We start from the raw sequence: 16,559 nt of genomic DNA, 5'->3' as shown, positions 1-16,559 counted from the left end.
GAGGGGCTCAGGTGCGCGCCAAGGTCACCAGAACCGGCCGGAATCCCCGTGTGCGGTAGAAGTTGAGTGCACTGGCGTTCTGCGCGTACGCCTGCACAGTCGTTTCGTTCGCGCCGTGTTCGTGTGCCCAGGCCAGGAACGCGTTCACGAGCGCACTTCCCACCCCCTCGCGACGCCGCTCCGGTGCGACGCGCATGCTTTCCAGTTCGGCCGTCACGGCGCCGGGCCGCAGCGGGTTCGGCCGGCGGAGCCGCCCGACCAGGTGACCCCCACCCCCGTCGGCCAGCAGGCACAGGCACGCCGGATCCTCGACGAGATCCGCGTAGTAGGCCCGGCCTTCGCGGGCGGGCCAGCCGGTGTCCATGAACGGATCGTGGCGCCCGCCGTCCTCGGCGAACAGCGCCGCGGCCGACGCCACCAGGTCGGGAACGTCCTCGGGACGGCATTCGGAAACAGTCATGGCCACGACGGTAACCCCGTCGATTTTTCGGTGTAAACAACGACTTTCAGCGCGGGAGGTGCGCCAGGCTTTCCAGGGCCAGCTGTTCCAGGTGCCCCGCGGCCGCCGCACTTCCGCCCGCCGCGTGGAACGAGGCCGCGACCGTTTCGGCCGCGCGCCGGTACGACGGTTCCGTCAGCACTTCCTCGACCGCCGCCGCGATGCGGGGTGCGTCGGCGCGGCCGAAGCGCAGCCGGACGCCCGCGCCCGCGGCGACCACCTGGGCCGCCACGATCGGCTGGTCGTCGCGGATCGGGGCCACCACCAGCGGCAGGCCGTGCCACAGCGTTTCGCAGACCGTGTTGTGGCCCGCGTGGCACAGGACCGCGTCGACCCGGGACAGCAGCGGCAGCTGCGGGACGTGCGGCCGCACCAGCACGTTCGGCGGGACCTCGCCGAGCACACCACCCGGGTCGGCGATCACCGCCCGCGCGGACGTCTCCGCGAACGCCTCCGCCGTCGCCGTCAGGAACCCGGCTCCCGCCGAGGTGTTCGCGGTCCCGAGCGACACCAGCACGGTCGGCCGGAGCGGGTCGAGCCACTCCCACGGGAACTCCGTTGTGGACGGACGCGCGCCGAGGGCGGGCCCGACGAGCCGGACCTGCGGCGGCAGGGTGGCCGCGCCGAGCAGCTCGCGGGTGGTGAAGGCGAGGACGCCGTGCGGTGAAAACCGGGGATCCGCCTCGCCCCGGCCGCCGGTGATGCGCGCGCGCAGCCCGTCGAGCAGCGAGCCGACCCACTCGGCGACCTTCGGCATGCCGGCCAGGGGGTCGACCAGTTCGGCCGACGTCGTCGCCGAGGTGACCCACGGCAGGCCGTGGGCTTCGGCGAGCAGGCCGCCGGCCAGCGCCTGCTGGTCGGCGACCACGACGTGCGGTTCGAACGCAAACAGTGCCGCGGTCACGCCGGGCGCCATCGCGCCGGCCAGCGGGACGAGGAAGTCCTGCCACAGGAAGCGCAGCGCCGCCGGTCCCTTGAGCGCGGCCGGGCGCGCGGGCAGGTCCGGCGGCACGGCGCAGGAGAACACGAGCGCCTCCGGGCCGGTCAGCTGCCACAGGAGCTCGTCGTGGCCGGCCCAGGCGACCTCGTGGCCGCGCGCGGTGAGCTCGGCCGCCACGCCGACGGCCGGGTTGACGTGCCCGACCAGGGGCGGGACGACGAAGAGGAACCGCGCCACTACCGCACCCGCGCCTGCGTGCGCGCGGTGTCGCGGACCCACTCGAAGATCAGCTCCGTGATCTCCGCGGTCCGCTCGACCAATACCGAGTGTCCCTGGCCGGGCAGCACGACACAGCGGCCGTCGAGGTGCGTTTCGAAGTGCGGCACCTGGGCCGCCAGCCCGGAGTCGCCGCCGAAGATCGCGAACACCGGGCAGCGCACCGCCGAGAGGTCCGCCGCGATGGTCGCGCTGCGCGGGATGTCCTCGGCGATCGTGGTGGTCTGCAGGATCCGGTTCGCGGCCTTGGACAGCCGTGCGGTGTGCGCGCCGTGGTTGTCGGCGATCCAGCCGATCACCTCGTCGATCGCCAGCCGGTTCTTGGCGTCGGCGAGACCGTCGGCCATGTGCCGGGTCCACTCCCCGGTCGGGGGTTCGCCCTCGATGACGACGACGCTCGCCACCCGGTCGGGCCGGGCGGCGGCCAGCCCGAACGCCACCGAAGCGCCGAACGAGTTGCCGACGACGTGCACCGGCCGCGTGATCCCGCACGCGTCGAGGACGGCGACCAGGTCGTCGACGAACCGTTCCAGGTGGTACCCGGACGGCGGGCGGGTGGTCCGGCCGTGCCCGCGCAGGTCGTACATCAGCACGTCGAGCCCGCGCGCGGCGAAGTCCGGGCCGAGCGTGAAGTAGTAGCTGGCCAGGCTGTCGGTGAGCAGGCCGTGGACGCACACCACGATCGGCGCGCCGCCGTCGGGCGCGGGGTCCGGGGTGAGCCGCTGGACGTGCACGTCCAGCTCGCCCGCACGGATCCGGCTCACGCCGTCGCCCGCAGGGAGGCGACGATGTACCGGACGAGCTCGCCGACGGTCAGCGCGATGATCTCGTCGAGGTCCCGCTCGGCGATGAAGGTCGCGAAGTTGACGCGGTCGCCGTAGCGCTCGCGCAGCTGCCCGGACAGCGCCACCAGGTCGACGCTCTCCAGTTCGAGGTCGTCGTGGAACGTCGTGTCCATGGTGATTTCGGCAGCGTCTTCCTCGTCGTCTTCCCCGTCGAGGCCGTACTCTTCGAGCAGCTCCCGCAGCATTTCGCCGAGCTGGGCGAGCACGGTCACCTCGTCCGCAGCCGTGGTCTCGATGCTCATCCGGCAGTCTCCTTCGTCTCTTCGGTCCAGGCGACGACGTAACGGCGCGGCGGCGCGCCCGGCGGGTTTTCGACGTCGGTGCAGCACACGCGGTATTCGTGGCCGCCGGTGCGGACGGTCAGCTCGGCCGGCGCGGCCGCGACGACCTCGAAGTCCCGCGGTTCGCCGCGCAGGCCGGTGCCGCGCAGCTTCGCCACCGCCTCCTTCGCGGTCCAGAACCGGGCGAACCACCGCTCCGGATCGCCGGACAGGCTCGCGAACAGCGCCAGCTCGGCCGGCCCGAGCGCCGCCTCCACAGTGGACTTCGAGCGCGGCACGACCTCCTCGACGTCGATGCCGCAGGGCCCGTGGCGGGCGATCGCGACGCCGGCTTCGGCGCGGTGCGCCACGGAAATCGTCACCGGCGGCAGCTCGCGGCCGTAGGCGCCGGTCGCCTGCGGACGTCCGCGGTCGTCGTTGCCGATGCGCAGCTCGGCCGGGAACATCTCGGTTTCGCCGCGGGGCCAGAGGAACTGCCGGATGGCGTCCTTGGCCGCGATCCGGCCGAGCAGCCACTGGCGCCGCCCGCGCGGCGGACGGCGTTCGTAGGCCTCCCGCTCGGCGCCGGCGAGGTAGTTGCGCATGATCAGCTCGCGGGTGGCCAGGTCCGGCCACTGCTCGTGCACCAGCGCCCAGCCGCCCGGCTGCTCGTGCGACAGGGTCGAGCGCTCCGGCGTCCGGTCGGCCTGGCGGATGTGCGCGGTGCTGTCGAACCGCCGGTCGCGCCAGCCGGTGAACTCGGCCCAGACCCGGCCGTCGCGGACGAGCTGCATGTCCGCGTCGAGGAACTCGTCCGTCAGCCCGGTGATCCGGACCAGGCACTCCAGCCGCTCCCCCGGTGCCGGGTGCGGGCCGTGGAACCGGATCTTGCGCATGGCGACCGGGAAGACGGTGGTGCGCTCGGGCAGCCGGGACATGATCCAGTAGCCGAGCACCTGGCCGACGTTGTCGAGCAGCGCGCCGGGCGCGGCCGGTGTCGTCAGCACGGCCCGCACGTGCCGCTCGCCGACGGCGGTCAGCTCCGTGACGCCCTGGAAGCGCGGGCCGTGGAACATCCAGCGCTCGTCGTACAGCTGGGCCGCCGTGGTCTCGGGGACCTGTTCGGCCGACGCGGGGAACCGCCACGGCGCGGGCGCTTCTGCGGGGTGTTCCGGGGCGAGTTCCACAACGGCCTGCGAGTAGCCGTCGAGGGCCGCGAGCACCCGGTCGGCGCCCTGCGGCCGGACGCGCACCGGCACGGTGACGGCCGGGACCGCGGTGATCCACTGGGTGAGGCGGACGTCGTGCACCGCGACCGCGCGGCGCCCGGGCGCGGCCTGCTCGGCGAACCGCATCAGGTGGTCGATCACCGTGGTCGCCGGAACGACCGGCCAGCGGTCCCCCGGGTCGGCCTGCGGCGGCTGCTTGAAGAAGCAGTGGTCGAGCAGGTACGGCATCGCCTCGATCGAGACGACAAGCGTGGTGTCCAGCGCCGCCGGTGACGGAGCTTTCACGTGAAAGCTCCGTCCTGGGGCCGCACTTTCACGTGAAAGTGCGGGGTCGGGGCGGGGGGCGAGGACGGTGGAGGCCAGCTCGGCCGTGTCGGCCAGCAGGGCGGCGAACTCCGCGGCGAGCGGGCCCTTCCCGGCCAGGTCGTCCACAGTGGACCTGCCGGTGGGCGGCAGGGCGATGCGCGCGCGGACCTGCTCGTCCAGCGAGATCAGGCGGCCACCGAGGTCGAGCTTGACCGCCTTGGGGGCGATCGGGCGCTCGCCCGGCAGGCGGGAGAAGTCGACGTGACACCCGGGAGCTCCGCCTCCCGGGAGCGGGCCGTCGAGGCCGTGGGCCCACAGCGCGGTCGCGACCCGGCGCAGCTGCGCGAGCCCGGGGCGCTGGGCCGAGTGCGCCGCCACCACGAGGTGGTCTTCGCCGTGCAGGGTGTCGCCGACCAGGGAGCCGAGCTGCCCGGCGCCCACCTGGACGAACGCGCGGAACCCGGCGGCGTGCAGCGCCCGCACGAGCGGGCGGAACCGGACCGGCTGCAGCAGGTGCCGCACGAACAGCTCGCGGACCTCGGCCTCGCCCGCCGGGTATTCCGACACCGTGGTCGCCGACCACAGCGGCAGCTGCGGCGGGTACAAGGTGAAGCGCTCGGCCGCGGCGCGGATCGGGTCCAGGTACGGCCGCAGCATCGGGGTGTGGAAACCGGACCGGAAGGGCAGCACCTGCGCCACGACCCCCGCGTCCCGGAACCGCTGCACGAGCGCGCCGACCGCCGCTTCCGGACCGCAGATCATGGCCTGGTTCGGGGAGTTGTCGTGCGAGAGGACGACGTCGGTGCGGCCGGCGAGCTCCTCGAGCACCCGGGGCGCGGGCGCGCCGACCGCGGCGAAGGCGAGCCCGGGGACGACGAGCGCGTCCGGGTCGAAGCCGGCGAGGAAGGCGTCGACCTCGGCCCCGGCGTGCACGCCGGCCACGGCCATCGCCGTCCATTCACCCAGGCTGTGCCCGGCGACGGCGTCGGGCGTGACGCCGATCCGCCCGAGGGCGGCGTGCAGCAGCCTGCCCAGCTCGAACACCGCGGCGCCCTGCCGTCCGACGTCGCCGACCTCGACGTCGGCGTGCTTCCACGGCAGGCCGAAGTGGCGGGCGACGTCGCCGCAGTTCAGCGTGAGCTCCGACTCCAGGCCGGGGAAGAGGAAGGCGATCCTGCCCCCGGCCGGCCCCAGCAGCGGGCGGTCGGCGAACCACACGTCGTTGCGGCCGCGCCAGGCCCGGCCCCGCGCCAGTGCCTTCCTGGCCAGGGCCAGCCGCTTCTCCGTCGGGTCGACGATGCCGAGCCGGACCGGCCCGGTGCCGGTCTCCGGCGTGCCGGGCCGGTCGAACAGCTCGCGCAGCGCGTCGACGGTCGGCGCGGCGAGCCGCAGCATGCGTTCGGGCTCGCGGACCGCGACCGGCTTCGCCCGGCCCGGTGCCTGCTCCAGGACGACGTGGGCGTTGATCCCGCCGAAGCCGAACGCGTTGACGCCGGCGCGGCGCACCGGCGCGTCCCACGGCCTGGCGGCGGCCAAAGCGGAGAACCGCGTCGCGGCCAGCGCCGGGTGCGGGTCGTCGCAGTGCAGGGTGGGCAGCAGGACGCCGTGGTGCACGGCCAGGGCCGCCTTGACGAGCCCGGCGACGCCCGCCGCGGGCATCGTGTGGCCGATCATCGACTTGACCGAGCCGAGCACCGCGCGGCCGTGGCTCCCGAAGACCTCCGAGAGGGTGGCGAGCTCCGCCGCGTCGCCGGCCGGGGTGGCGGTGCCGTGCGCCTCCAGCAGGCCGATCGAGTCCGGAGCCGCCGGGTCGAGGCCCGCCGCGGCCCACGCCTGGCGGACGGCCCGGACCTGGCCGCCGGAGTCGGGGCTGGCCAGGCTCGCGGTCCGCCCGTCGGAGGCGACGCCGGTGCCGGTGATCACCGCGTAGACGCGGTCGCCGTCGCGCTCGGCGTCGGCGAGGCGCTTGAGCACGACGACGCCGGTGCCTTCGCCGATCAGGACCCCGTCGGCGTCGCGGTGGAACGGCCGGATCCGCTCGGACGGCGACAGCGCGCCGAGCTGGTTGAACACGCTCCAGAAGGTGATGTCGTGGCAGTGGTGCACCCCGCCGGCGAGGACGACGTCGCAGCGGCCGGTGGCCAGCTCGCGCACGGCGTGGTCGACGGCGATGAGCGAGGACGCGCACGCGGCGTCCACGGTGTACGCGGGCCCGCGCAGGTCGAGGCGGTTGGCCAGCCGCGACGCGGCCAGGTTGGGCACCAGCCCGATCGCGGACTCGGGCGCCTCGGGGCCGAGCTGGTCGGTGAACGCCTGGCGGACGGCGTCGAGCCGGTCCGCGTCCAGGTCGGGCAGCAGCTCGCCGAGGGTGCGGACGAGCTGGCTGGCGGTGCGGACGCGCTGGTCGAGGCGGACCAGCCCCGGCGTCAGGTAGCCGCCGCGGCCGAGCACGACCCCGACCTTCGCGCGGTCGGCGGGCAGCCGGTCCGGCCCGCCGGCGTCCGCGACGGCCTGTGCGGCGACCCGCAGCGCGATCAGCTGGTCCGGCTCGGTGGCGGCCACGGAGTTCGGCATGATCCCGAAGCCGGTGACGTCCACTTCGGCCAGGTCGTCGACGAACCCGCCGCGCCGGCAGTAGACCCGGTCGGCCCGGCGCTGCTCGCCGGGCGCGTAGTGCGTGCCGTCCCACTTTTCGGGCGGCACTTCGGTGATCGCGTCGACACCGCCGGCCAGGTTGCGCCAGTAGCTCGCCAGGTCGGGGGCGCCGGGCAGCAGCACCGACATCCCGACAATGGCAACCCGCATGTCCGTCACCATCCGGACGCCGTGTGGACGACGGCGCCGGTGTCGGTGCGGCCCCACGCCAGCTCCCGCAGCAGGCCGAGGGTGCCCTCCTCCGGGTCGATCAGCGCGATGCCGCGGCGGGCGTAGTCGCGCATCAGCTCGGGCGTCACCATGCCGTCGTGGTCGCCGGTCGGGGCCCACGGTCCCCAGTGGACGGTCACCGCCCGCCCCGCGGGCCACCGGTGGCCCAGCGCCTCGAGTGCGTCGTTGGCGGCGGCGTAGTCCGACTGGCCGCGGTTGCCCAGTGCCGCGGCGATGCTGCCGAACAGGACCACGAACTTCGGCTCGTCGGGCAGGTCGGCGGTCGCCTCCAGGAGGGTGCGGGCGCCGTCGACCTTCGTGCCGTAAACGCGGCCGAACGACTCCGGCGTCTTCTCGGCGACGAGCTTGTCCTCGATCACGCCGGCCGCGTAGACGATGCCGTCGAGGCGGCCGTGCTCGGCGTGGATCTCCTTGACCGCGCGGTGCACGGCTTCGGCGTCGAGCATGTCGACCGACTGGTAGCGCACCGGGCTGCCGAGGGCCTCGAGCTTCGCCAGGGTCCGCCGGACCTCGCGCTCGCCGAGGATCCGGCGGACCGTCCGTTCGACCTCGGCGGGGCTCTTCAGCCCGGCTTCGATGAGCGCGGCGCGGAGGTCCCTGGCGGTTTCGGCCTGCGGGTGTTCGTCGTGGGCCGTCGGCACCGGGGTCCGGCCGAGGAGTTCGATCCGGCAGCGGGCGGCGCCGGCCAGTGTCTCGGCGAACCGGGCGGTGATGCCCTTGGCGCCACCGACGAGCAGGACGACCGAGTCGCGGTCCAGGCCGATGGCGGCCGCTTCGGCGGCGCCGTCGCCCGCCGGGCCCGCGCCGCTGCTGCCGAGCGGGCCGAGGTCCTGTTCGGTCATCCGGAAGCCCCTGCGATGTCCGCCTTCGCGGACGACGACCGGCTCGCGGTCTCCTGAGGACAGTTCTTCGACGAAGGCCGTTGCCTGTGCTTCGGGCGTCTCGCTCGGGGACAGCTCGACGACGCGGGTGAGGGTGTCCGGGTATTCGCGGGCGAGGCTGCGGTGGAAGCCGCGCAGTCCCTCGCCGGGTCCGGCGGTCAGCAGCCAGGCGGGGTTCATCGCCAGGGCGGCTTGGTACCGGGGGAAGGCGGCAGGCAGCACGGGCCCGTCGTCCGGCAGGAACAGGACCCCGTCGAACCCGGGCCGGACGTCGTCGGCGACCTCGGCGGACGCGCCCAGCTCGTTCAGGCGGCCCCTGACGGCCTCGGCGAGCGCCCCGCGCCCGAGCAGGAGAAACTTGCGCCCGCTGACTTGAGGGACCTCGGCGGGAGCGAGCTCGACCTCGGCCATGACCAGCCGCTTCGGCGCAACGACGACCGGCGCGGGCTCAGCCGGCCCCGAGCGCCCCAATGTGGCGTTGGTTGCGTCAGACGCACCCAATGTGGCGTTCGGTGCGTTGGATGCACCGAACGCCACATTGGGGCGCTCGGGATCGATCAGCTCGGCGATGGCCGCGGCCGTGCGGGCCTTGGCCAGCTCTTCGACGTCGTCTCCGGTGTCGAGGTTCAGGCGGGTGGCGAGTTCGCCGGCGATCTCGGCCCGCTTGATCGAGTCGATGCTCAGGTCGGCTTCCAGATCGAGGTCCGGCTCGATCAGCTCCACCGGATACCCGGTCCGCTCCCCGATCACCTCGACGACGGTCTCCAGCACCGAGCGCCCCAATGTGGCGTTCGGTGCGTCAGACGCAACCAATGTGGCGTTCGGTGCGTTCAACGCAACCAACGCCACATTGGGGCGCTGGTCGCCGATCAGCTCGGCGATCGCCGACGCCGTGCGGGCCTTGGCGAACTCCTCCACGTCGCCACCCGCGAGACCCAGCCGGGACGCCAGCTCGCCCGCGATCTCCGCCCGCTTGATCGAATCCACGCTCAGGTCGGCTTCCAGGTCGAGGTCCGGCTCGATCATCTCCACCGGATACCCGGTCCGCTCCCCGATCACCGCCACCACGGTCTCCAGCACCGAAGCCGCCTTCGGCTGCGCGGCCGGCGCCACCGTGGGCGGCTCGATGACCGGGAGCTGCGCGGGGACCGGCACCGGGGCGTCGGTGCCGAAGAAGCCGAGGAGCACGTCGCGCTGGGCGGCGATCATCTCGCGGCTCGTGCGGAGGAAGTCCGCGACCATCGCCTCCGACGTCGCCGCCTGCGGGGCCGCGGCGGGCCACACCGACGAGACCCGTTCGGCCGGACGCAACGCGCCGGCCGGGATCGTGCCGTCCGCCGTTCGGAGCAGGTGGCCGTCGACCGTCCACCCGGGACGTTTCGGCCGCGGCGCGGCGGAAGCGTCGACCGCGTCGCGGCCGCGGAACAGCCAGCCCGTCTCGACGGGCACCCCGGCCACCGCCAGCTGCGCCAACGCGCTGAGGAAACCCGGCAGGCCACGCCGGCCCGGCTGTTCGAACCCGACCGTCCGGTGCGGCCGGTCGCCGAGGATGGCGGCGACCTGCTTGACCAGCACGGCTCCGGGCCCGGCCTCGACGAACACCCGCGCCCCGGCGGCGTACATCGCCTCGACCTGCTCGACGAACCGGACCGGCGCGCCCAGCTGGGCGGCCAGTTCGCCGCGGATCGCGTCCGGGTCCGCCGGGTACGGCCCGGCCGTCCGGTTGCCGTACACCGGGACGGCGGGCCGCACGACGCCGATCGCGTCGAGCGCCCGGCCGAACGCCTCTCCCGCGGGAGCCACCAGGGAGCTGTGGAACGCGCACGCGACCTGGATCCGTTTCGCGCCGAGGCCGGCGGCACGCAGGTGCCCGACGGCGGCCTCGACGTCGGCGGTGGGTCCGGAGATCACCGTCTGCTTCGGCGAGTTGTGGTTGGCCAGGACGACGTTGGCGAGCCCGGCGTCGGCGAGGACTTTCCCGGTCTCGGCGGCTCCCGCCGAGACCGCGGCCATCGTGCCGGGATCCCCGCCGGGCACCGCGTCGAGGATCGCCGCGGCCCGGGCGTGGCTGGCGTGCAGCAGGGCTTCCGGCGTGAGCGCGCCCGCCGCGGCCAGCGCCGTCAGCTCGCCGTAGCTGTGGCCGCCGGTCATCGCGGGCCGCACGCCGGCGCGGCTCAGCAGCCGGAACGCCGCCAGCCCGGTGACGCCGAGCGCGGGCTGCGCGACGCGGGTGTCCGTGACGCGCGTGGCCGGCGCCTGCCGCGCCTGCTTCCCGAACACCGCCGGGCCGAACACGACGTCGGCCGTCGCCGGGTCCAGGCGCAGGTACCGCTGCAGCTCCGGGAAGGTGACGAACAGCTCGGCGAACATGCCCGGCCGCTGGCTGCCCTGGCCGGGGAACAGGACCGCGACGTCGCCGGGTTCGTCCGCACCGGCGCGGTGCACGCCCGGCACGTCCTGCCCGTCCAGCGCCTGCCGCAGCAACCGGGTCAGCTCGTCCACAGTGGACGCGACGACGGCGAGGCGGATCCGCCCGCCTGCCGCTTCGGCCCGCCGCGACGCACTCAGGGCCAGATCGCGCAGCCGCCACGGCTCCCGCCCTGCCGGGACGTCGGTGGCCAGCTCCAGCACGGCCCGCGCCGCGGACTCCGTGGGGAAGGTGAACAGCTCCGCGGGCCACTCGTCGGCCGCCTGCGCGGGCGGCACGCCGTCGTGCGCGCCGAGCACCACGTGGAAGTTGGTGCCGCCGAAGCCGAACGCGCTGACGCCGGCGAGCCGCTCCGCGGGCGGGGCGGGCCACGGCTGCGCCGCCGACTGGAACACGAACGGGCTCGTCGTGGGGTCCCAGGCCGGGTTCGGCGAGGAAAGGTGCAGCGTCGGCGGTTTGACGCCGGTGTGCAGCGCCAGCGCGGCCTTGATCAGCCCGGCCAGGCCCGCGGCGCACTTGGTGTGCCCGATCTGGGACTTCACCGAGCCGATCGTGCAGGCGCCCGGCGCGGCACCGGCCTCGGTGAACACCTTCGTCAGCGTGCCGAGCTCGGTCCGGTCGCCGACGACGGTGCCGGTGCCGTGCGCCTCGACGAGCCCGACGCGCGCGGGCGAGACGCCGGCGTTGCGGTAGGCGCGGGTCAACGCGGTGTGCTGGCCCTCGGGCCGGGGGGCGGTCAGGCCCAGCGCGCGGCCGTCGGAGGCCGCGCCGACGCCCTTGATCACCGCGTACACGCGGTCGCCGTCGCGTTCGGCGTCGGCGAGGCGCTTCAGGGCGATGCAGGCGACGCCTTCGCCGAGCGCGATGCCGTCGGCCGCGCTGTCGAACGTCGCCGACCGCCCGGTGGGCGAGAGGGCGTGCGCCGAAGCGAACAGGAGGTAGTCGTTGATGCCGTTGTGCAGGTCCGCGCCGCCGCAGAGGACGAGGTCGCTGGTGCCGGCGGTCAGTTCCTTGCAGGCGACGTCGACCGCGGTCAGCGAGGACGCGCACGCGGCGTCGACCGTGTAGTTGGCGCCGCCCAGGTCGAGCCGGTTGGCGATCCGCCCGGCGATGACGTTGGCCAGCACGCCCGGGAAGGAGTCCTCGGTGATCCGCGGCAGCCGTTCGTCCAGTTCGGACGGTAGCTCGCCCACGTAGGACGGCAGCACCGAGCGCAAGGTCATCGCGTTCGACAGGTCGCTGCCCGCTTCGGCGCCGAACACCACCGACGTCCGGGCCCGGTCGAACGCGCGGCCGGCGTAGCCCGCATCGGCCAGCGCGCGGTGCGCGGCCTCCAGGGCCAGCAGCTGCACGGGTTCGATGCTGGCCAGCGACGACGGCGGAATGCCGTACTTGAGCGGGTCGAAGCCGATCTCGGGCAGGAATCCGCCCCAGCGCGACGGCGTCCGCTCCCCTTGGCCCTCCGGGTCGTAGTACAAGGCGGTGTCCCAGCGCTGCGGCGGCACTTCGGTGACCGCGTCGGTGCCGGCCAGGACGTTCGCCCAGAACGCCGCCAGGTCGGGAGCCTGCGGGAACATGCAGGCCATGCCGACGATCGCGATGTCCAGCGGCTCGGGGGCCGCCGGTTCCACCTCGGCGACGCCGAATTCGGCGGCCCGCGCGCGCAGGAACGCGTTCGCGCCTTCGCCGACCGAGTGGTGCAGACCGGCGATCGTGGTGACGGCCGAGCGCAGCACGGCGACCTCGCCCGCCATGAACATGCCCTCGGCGAGCTGGCGGTCTTCGCCGACGTCGCGCAGTTCGGCCCCGACGCGCTCGATGCCCTTGCTCGCCAGGCGGAGCCGCCCGACGTTGAGGGTCTCCAGGTGTTCCCACGCGTCCCGGCTCGGCACGCCGCGCCCGGCGAGGTCCGCCTTGATCGCCGCGTACTCCTCGGTGAACGGGCTGCGGACGCAGCGGGTGGCGTGTCCCGGCGCGGTTTCGAGCAGGTCGGTGTGCTCGGCTTCCAGGAGCCGGCGCTGGAACAGCGGAAGCACGGCGCCCGCGTCGACGGCCTCGCGGGTGAAGAGGTAGGCGGTGCCCATCAGAACCCCGGCGGCAACGCCCCGCGCGGCGACCGGCGCGGCGAGGGCGGCCACCATCGCGGCCGAGCGTTCGTCGTGGATGCCGCCGGCGAACAGCAGCTGCAGGCCGGCGGCCGCGTCCGGGGTGGCCGCGAGGAAGTCGGCGAGCACGCCGAGCTGGGCCTCCCACAGCGGGAAGCTGGTGCGCGGGCCGACGTGGCCGCCGCATTCCGAGCCCTCGAAGACGAACTTGCGCGCCCCCGCCTCGAGGAACTGCTTCAGCAGGCCCGGTGAGGGCACGTGGAGGAAGGTGGCGATGCCGGCTTCCTCCAAGGCCGCGGCCTGGGCCGGGCGGCCACCGGCGATGATCGCGTGGGTGGGCCGCAGCTCGCGGATCACCGCCAGCTGCGCGGCTTTGACGTCGTCGGCGGCGAACCCGAGGACACCGACACCCCACGGCGCGTCGCCGACGGCCGCGCGGGTTCGTTCCAGGACGTCGCGGGTCTGTTCCGGGCCGGAGAGGGCCAGCGCGATGAACGGCAGCGCCCCGCCCGCGGCGACCGCGGCCGCGAACGCGGGCTGGTCGCTGACCCGGGTCATCGGTCCCTGTGCGACCGGCAGTGCCGTGCCGAGTGCGCGGCTGCCCGCGCTGCCGGGGCCCAGCACCGCGTCGGGCAGGCGCAGGGCTTCGCCGACGGCGTCGGCCAGGCCGCGCACCGCCGCGGTCACCGTGCCCCAGCGGTCGCGGAACCGGGTGGCGAGGAAGACGTCCTGGCCCGCTTCGACCGGGGTGCTCCCGCGCCGGGCCAGCACGCGGACGCCGTCGACGACGGTCGTTTCCGAGCCGTCGAGGCCGGTGACGGCCGTGGTGAGGGCGGATGGCAGTTCGGCTTCCGGCAGCAGGGCGAGCTGGGTGTCGACGACGACCCCGGCCGCGCCGCCCGCGACGGCGGCCGCGGCGGTGTGCGGGCCGATGCCGCCCGCCGCCCACACCGGGACGCCGAGTGCGTCGTCGTCGAGCAGGGCCTGCAGCAGCACGAAGGTGCTCAGTTCCCCGGCCGGGCCGCCGCATTCGTGGCCGCGCGCGATCAGGCCGGCCGCGCCGGCGGCGACCGCGCGGCCGGCCGCCGCGCGGGAGGTGACCTCGGCCAGCACCCGCCGGCCCGGGAAATCCCGCGCCGTGCACGGGGAATCTTCGGTCAGCAGCACGGTGGTCGCGGCATCGGGCAGGTCCGCCTCCGCGGGGCGGGCGAGCCGGACCCCGAACGCCGGGATGCCCCATTCCCCCAGCAGCGCGAGCTCCTCCGCGGCCGCGGCGCCCCCGGCCGTCAGATCTAGCACGCCGAGCGCGCCTCCGCGCGCGGCGGCGGCGACCCCGCGCGCCGACGGCCATCGCAGCGGCGACACGGCGACGACCAGCTCGGCCGGCACGGAGTCGTCTTTCGAGAGACGCATGGGAACTCCCGCTACGCACGAAAGGGTGATGGGTAACGGGGTGTACTTAAGCGGGTTCCTTCCGCGCCGTCAACAACCCACCGCGATTTCATAGCCGGGGTTCAGAAAATTCGGGATGGACCAGGCCGACGGCGCAAGAATTTAACGTCGCCGTCACGTTCCTTGCCCGGGGCGGGCACTCCGATTGCCCGGTCCTGCCCCGGCGGACCAGTTCGGCGGCGTGGTCCACCCGGTACGCGCCGCCGGACGGCGCAAGCCATCCCGCCTGGTGGACGCGGGACCGTTGCCCGGTCCGGCCTACGCCTACCGGCGGGTCCGGCGTTTCCGCGCGGTCACCTCCGCTTTTCCCCGCGGTAAAGCGAGCGTGCGGAATACCCGGCTTCACCGGCCATACGGAGCCATCTTCCGCCGGTTGGCCACGACAATTTTCAGACCCTTTTACGGGACGCGGCAAGAATCCGCCGAAGAATAGAAGAGCCATCGCCGCCCGGCCGCGGAGGTCCACTGTGGATTGGTCGCGTGCCGGGGTTCCCGGTGCTCACACGACCACGAACGGGGAGATCGGCACCCGCCCGCCACCCCGCGGGCGACGACCGGCGGTATTCGGGCGACCACCAGCGGGTACGACGGCCGGCACCGGTGATCGAAATTTTCCCCCACCGCGTTACAAGCTTTTCCTGAGAAGAAGCTGAAGACATTTCGCGTACCAGTGAGTACTACTAGACAGTAGGTCTAAGGTTGGACTGTTCGTCCAACCCACGGAGGTGACGGTGCCGTACTGGTACACCGACGAGCGGGGCACCCGGTACCCCGGCGATCCGCTGCGCTGGCGCGGCGATGACGGTGCCCCGCTGACCGTCGCGCCCAGGCCCGGCCTGCGCCCGGACCAGGTCGAGACCGGGATCCGCTCGCTCTGGCGCTACCGGGCCGCGTTGCCCGGCGACCTCCGCCCGGTGTCGCTCGGCGAAGGCTGCACCCCGCTCGTCCCGCAGGTCTGGGGCGACGCCGAGGTCCGGTTCAAGCTCGAATGGTTCGGCCCGACCGGCAGTTTCAAGGACCGCGGCTCCAGCGTCATGGTCTCCGCGCTGGCCGGCGCCGGGGTGAAGGAGCTCCTGGAGGACAGTTCCGGCAACGGCGGCTCGTCGGTGGCGGCCTACAGCGCCGCGGCCGGCATCGCGGCGACCGTCCTGGCGCCCGAGGGCACGTCGCCGGCGAAGGTCCTGCAGGCCCGCGCGTACGGCGCGGCCGTCGAACTGGTCCCGGGCACCCGTGACGACACCGCCGCCGAAGCCGTCCGCCGGTCGGGCCGCACGACCTACGCCAGCCACAACTGGCACCCGTTCTTCCTGCAGGGCACCAAGACCCTCGCCTACGAGCTGTGGGAAGACCTCGGGTTCCGCGCGCCGGACGCCGTCGTCACCGTCGCCGGTGCGGGCAGCATCGTGCTGGGCTGCGACCTCGGGTTCGGGGAACTGCTGGCCGCCGGGTCGATCACGCGGCTCCCGCGCCTGCTCGTCGCGCAGCCGCGCAACTGCTCCCCCCTCGACGCGGCCTTCCACGACCGGCAGCCACCGGCGTTCGCCCCGACGATCGCCGAAGGGACCGCGATCCGGCGGCCGGTGCGGCTGCCGCAGGTCGTCGCGGCGATCCGGCGCTCGGGCGGCGACACCGCCGCGATCGAGGAGGACGCCATCGCCGCGGCCGCCCGCCGCCTGGCGTCGCTGGGCCTCTACGCGGAGCCGACCAGCGCGACGGCCGCCGCGGCCATCGACGTCTTCCGCGGCCGCGGCGCGATCCGGCCCGGCGAAACCACCGTCGTCGTGCTCACCGGCTCCGGGCTGAAGGCGGCGGACAAGCTGCGGGAGCTGATCGGATGACCGAGGACGAGCTGCTGCTGCGCGAGGCCGGGAAGATCGCCCACGCCGTCGGCCGGATGTTCCCCGGGCTGTGCGAGGTGGTGCTGCACGACCTGCGCGACCCCGCCCACGCCGTCCGGGCGATCGAAGGCGGCCTGTCCGGGCGCGCGGTCGGTGATCCCGCCACCGAGCTGGGCCTGGCCCGGATCGCCGACGCGGCGTTCCCGGACGTGCTGCAGAACTACCCCAACCGCCTCCCGGACGGACGGCCCGCGAAGAGCACGTCGATCGGCATCCGCAACTCGGAGGGCGAGTACGTCGCGGCGCTCTGCCTCAACCTCGACGTCTCCCTGCTCGGCTCGGCGGCCCACGCACTGACCCGCCTGGCCAGTACCGACGACCCGGCCCCGCTCACCGAATCGCTGCGCGCCCGCACGGGCGACGAGCTGCGCGCCCTGGTCGAGGACTACGCCACCGAGCGCGGCCACACCCCGCGCAGCCTGCCGGCGGCCGCGAAGAAAGACCTCGCGCGGTCGCTGAAGGAGCGAGGGTTCCTGGAGCTGAAGAACGCGGTGCCGTCGCTGACCGACCTGCTCGGGATCTCCCGGGCCAGCGTCTACAACTACCTGCGCTGA

The 16,559-nt window shown here is 74.2% G+C and carries 8 protein-coding genes; 2 read left to right on the top strand and 6 right to left on the bottom strand.

Annotation, left to right across the window (positions count from 1 at the left end; translation table 11 throughout):
- Positions 1 to 7 precede the first annotated feature (7 nt).
- Genes Q5425_RS12760 through Q5425_RS12735 form a run of 6 tightly spaced genes read right to left on the bottom strand, consistent with a single transcriptional unit; the run spans position 8 to position 14,068 of the window.
- Positions 8 to 460, bottom strand: a complete 453-nt coding sequence (locus Q5425_RS12760; protein WP_308672392.1) for a GNAT family N-acetyltransferase — start codon at positions 458 to 460, stop codon at positions 8 to 10.
- 46 nt (positions 461 to 506) lie between these two features.
- The gene (locus Q5425_RS12755; RefSeq protein ID WP_308672391.1) at positions 507 to 1,676 is read right to left on the bottom strand and encodes a nucleotide disphospho-sugar-binding domain-containing protein; all 1,170 of its coding nucleotides are present in this window, start codon (positions 1,674 to 1,676) and stop codon (positions 507 to 509) included.
- Positions 1,676 to 2,479 (bottom strand): alpha/beta hydrolase, encoded by an 804-nt coding sequence (locus tag Q5425_RS12750; RefSeq protein ID WP_308672390.1) that lies wholly within the window; start codon positions 2,477 to 2,479, stop codon positions 1,676 to 1,678. Before Q5425_RS12750 ends, Q5425_RS12755 begins: the two co-directional genes overlap by 1 nt.
- On the bottom strand, positions 2,476 to 2,802 hold the full coding sequence (locus Q5425_RS12745) for a phosphopantetheine-binding protein (protein ID WP_308672389.1): 327 nt from the start codon (positions 2,800 to 2,802) through the stop codon (positions 2,476 to 2,478). The genes Q5425_RS12750 and Q5425_RS12745 overlap by 4 nt, the downstream gene beginning before the upstream one ends.
- Complete coding sequence (locus Q5425_RS12740; protein WP_308672388.1) at positions 2,799 to 7,160, bottom strand: beta-ketoacyl synthase N-terminal-like domain-containing protein; 4,362 nt, start codon at positions 7,158 to 7,160, stop codon at positions 2,799 to 2,801. Before Q5425_RS12740 ends, Q5425_RS12745 begins: the two co-directional genes overlap by 4 nt.
- A 5-nt stretch (positions 7,161 to 7,165) precedes the next feature.
- The gene (locus Q5425_RS12735) at positions 7,166 to 14,068 is read right to left on the bottom strand and encodes an SDR family NAD(P)-dependent oxidoreductase (RefSeq protein WP_308672387.1); all 6,903 of its coding nucleotides are present in this window, start codon (positions 14,066 to 14,068) and stop codon (positions 7,166 to 7,168) included.
- A 770-nt stretch (positions 14,069 to 14,838) separates the two neighbouring features.
- On the opposite strand from Q5425_RS12735, the gene Q5425_RS12730 reads away from it, so the two are divergent.
- The gene (locus Q5425_RS12730) at positions 14,839 to 15,945 is read left to right on the top strand and encodes a pyridoxal-phosphate dependent enzyme (RefSeq protein ID WP_308672386.1); all 1,107 of its coding nucleotides are present in this window, start codon (positions 14,839 to 14,841) and stop codon (positions 15,943 to 15,945) included.
- The gene (locus tag Q5425_RS12725; RefSeq protein WP_308672385.1) at positions 15,942 to 16,559 is read left to right on the top strand and encodes a PAS domain-containing protein; all 618 of its coding nucleotides are present in this window, start codon (positions 15,942 to 15,944) and stop codon (positions 16,557 to 16,559) included. The genes Q5425_RS12730 and Q5425_RS12725 overlap by 4 nt, the downstream gene beginning before the upstream one ends.

Origin of the sequence: Amycolatopsis sp. A133 (assembly GCF_031082405.1) — a bacterium.
GTDB lineage: Bacteria > Actinomycetota > Actinomycetes > Mycobacteriales > Pseudonocardiaceae > Amycolatopsis.
Note: the sequence above shows the minus strand (reverse complement) of the source record. Positions and strands in the feature narration are given on the sequence as shown.

What these genes read in the sequence shown, in the direction of transcription:
- Q5425_RS12760 (WP_308672392.1), bottom strand. Translation starts at nt 460, where the DNA reads ATGACTGTTTCCGAATGCCGTCCCGAGGACGTTCCCGACCTGGTGGCG.
- Q5425_RS12745 (WP_308672389.1), bottom strand. Translation starts at nt 2,802, where the DNA reads ATGAGCATCGAGACCACGGCTGCGGACGAGGTGACCGTGCTCGCCCAG.
- Q5425_RS12740 (WP_308672388.1), bottom strand. Translation starts at nt 7,160, where the DNA reads ATGCGGGTTGCCATTGTCGGGATGTCGGTGCTGCTGCCCGGCGCCCCC.
- Q5425_RS12735 (WP_308672387.1), bottom strand. Translation starts at nt 14,068, where the DNA reads ATGCGTCTCTCGAAAGACGACTCCGTGCCGGCCGAGCTGGTCGTCGCC.
- Q5425_RS12725 (WP_308672385.1), top strand. Translation starts at nt 15,942, where the DNA reads ATGACCGAGGACGAGCTGCTGCTGCGCGAGGCCGGGAAGATCGCCCAC.